The 2325-nt window shown below is 64.8% G+C and carries 2 protein-coding genes; one reads left to right on the forward strand and one right to left on the reverse strand.

Annotated elements, in window-relative coordinates; genetic code table 11:
* The coding region (locus ABD059_RS16515) for an HNH endonuclease signature motif containing protein (RefSeq protein ID WP_343882029.1) at positions 1-1150 on the forward strand (1150 nt) is incomplete at its 5' end.
* A 40-nt stretch (positions 1151-1190) separates the two neighbouring features.
* Here the strand turns inward: ABD059_RS16515 and ABD059_RS16520 are convergent.
* Positions 1191-2210 carry a MerR family transcriptional regulator gene (locus tag ABD059_RS16520; protein ID WP_343882031.1) on the reverse strand — a complete coding sequence of 340 codons (1020 nt, stop codon included), beginning with the start codon at positions 2208-2210 and terminating at the stop codon, positions 1191-1193.
* Positions 2211-2325 lie beyond the last annotated feature (115 nt).

Consider the following 2325-nt stretch of genomic DNA (forward strand, 5'->3'; position numbering starts at 1 on the left):
GGACCTGCAAACCGAACACACCCGCAACGACCCCCGGGACTGGGGGTACGAGAAGACCGTGACCGCCACTGAGATCAGTGCAGCGTTGCGTGTGCCGGAGCGGACGGCTGGGTTCCTCGTCGAACACAGCACGCTGCTCACCCGGTACTGCCCGGCGACCCTGGAAGCGTTGGAGACCGGGAAACTTACGAAGCGTCATGCGTGGGCTGTGGTCGAAGAAGCCGCCAGCATCCCCGACACCAACCCCACAGTGACCGCCGCTTTTGAGGCCCGGCTGATCGGGATGGCGTCGGTGACCACGGTGGCGAAGTTCCGGCAGCAAGCGAACAGGCTCCGCGAAGAACTCCACCCGGAATCGATCGCCGCCCGGCAGAAGAAGGCGGTGAAGGAACGCGGTGTGTTCCTGACCCCGAGCTATGACGGGATGGCATGGCTCGAAGCCTACTTACCAGTTGATCAGGCCGCCGGGATCTTCCACCGCGTCGACACCGCAGCCCGCGCGCTGCAAGGCCCCGACGAACCACGGACCCTCACCCAGCTACGGGCCGACGTCCTCGCAGACGCCCTCACCAGCGCAGGCGCGTCCGGGCACATCGCTGGCGCCGAGAGTAACCTCACGGACACTCAGGGCAGCAGCGCCTACTGGGGTGTGCAGGCGAAGATATTCGTGACCGTCCCGGTAATGACTCTCCTCGGCGGGGATGCACCGGGTGAGCTCGAAGGGCATGGTCCGATTGACCCCGACACGGCCCGCAAACTCGCCGGGCACGCCCCATCATTCACCAGGATCCTCACCCACCCCTTCACCGGGGCCAGACTCGGCGCCGACGCCACCACCTACCGGGTCCCCAAAGACCTCCAAGACGCAGTCCGAGTCAGAGACCGAACCTGCCGGCACCCCGGATGTAACCGGTTGGCAGTGTTCTGCGAACTCGACCACACCACCCCCTGGTCACAAGGCGGGAGAACCAGCTACGGCAACCTCGCCGCACTGTGCAAACGCCACCACAAACTCAAATCCGAAGGCTACTGGCAGTACCGACAACCCGAACCCGGCACCATCATCGCGATCTCACCCGCCGGCGAAACCTACCTCACCCGACCAGACCCACCTCCAGCACCACCCCTGGACGATCCACCACCGTTCTAACCCCATGACGCTAGCCCTAATCAAGAAGGGTGCGCCCTGGCTATGAAGCTGGTAGCTCGGGGGCGGACATCTCCAGGGTCAGTTCCATGCAGCGCAGGCGAGCTGGGGACCAGTCGTAGGGCATCTTTCTGATAGCGTCGCCTGCGCTCAGGGACATCTTCCCCGTTCCAGCGTCGGGGCCGACCCCGCCCTCCCCTTCATCAGCGGGGAGGGGATGCAACGCATCCCAGGAATCGACAACCGCGCTTTCCTCCTCAGCCAAGCCGGAGTCCTCTATGGACCTGTTCAGCGCCTCTTCGAAGGCATGCCGTTGGGCAGCTGCTGCTGCCACTCGGGGGTCATCGGCGGCGACGGTGTCATCGAGGGCCTCCTCCGCAGCATCAACGCGGTCGGATTCCTCCCGCAGACTCGGGTGGGTCGCCAGGGCAATGTATCGGCTGGCGTTCACCGCCGCACCAAGAGGGCCGAAGATTCGCTCAATGACCAGCAGGTTATCCAGGTCGGCCTGGCGCAGGGAGCCCTCGGGCAGGTTCTCAAGGCGGCCGGCGACGAAGTCGGAGAGCAGGCCCATTCTGCTCCCCCGGGATCGCATGTGCTGCACGGCAGCCCGCTGCCGCTGCAGTTCAGCTTCCTGGGCGATCAGGGTTCTCTCCAGCCGTTCCAGAATGCCAGTGACGGCGCGGTCGCTGTCTGCCCCAGCAGTAGCCTGACCGGCAGCTGGGTCAGCGCCGTCCGCGTGGGCAGGAGCTGTGCCCGCAGGAGCCGTATCAGCAGAAGCCATATCAGCAGGACCTGCGTCAGAAGTAGTATCAACCGGAGCCGGGTCGGCAAAGGCATCACGGATGTCATCAAGAGCAATCCCTGCGTCAGCCATCTTGCGGATCCACAACAGCTGGATCATCTCTTCGTAGCCGTAGCGGCGCCGATCGTCGCTGCCCCGCTCGGGTTCCGGCAACAGACCGATCGCGTGGTAGTGACGGATCGCCCGCGGTGTGATGCCGACGAAGGACGCAGCGTCACCAATCTTCACCTGACGCGGCGGAATGAGGGACGAAAACATGAGCAGGACCTTCCTCGGTGGAGCGGGATGTGATTCCACCGAACCACATAACGTTACGGAAGGCGCAACTTCGGCAACCCCGCCCAAACACACAGCAGGGGCGGGGGGGGGGGGG

Source organism: Arthrobacter flavus (assembly GCF_039526005.1).
In the GTDB taxonomy this organism is placed as follows: domain Bacteria; phylum Actinomycetota; class Actinomycetes; order Actinomycetales; family Micrococcaceae; genus Arthrobacter_D; species Arthrobacter_D flavus.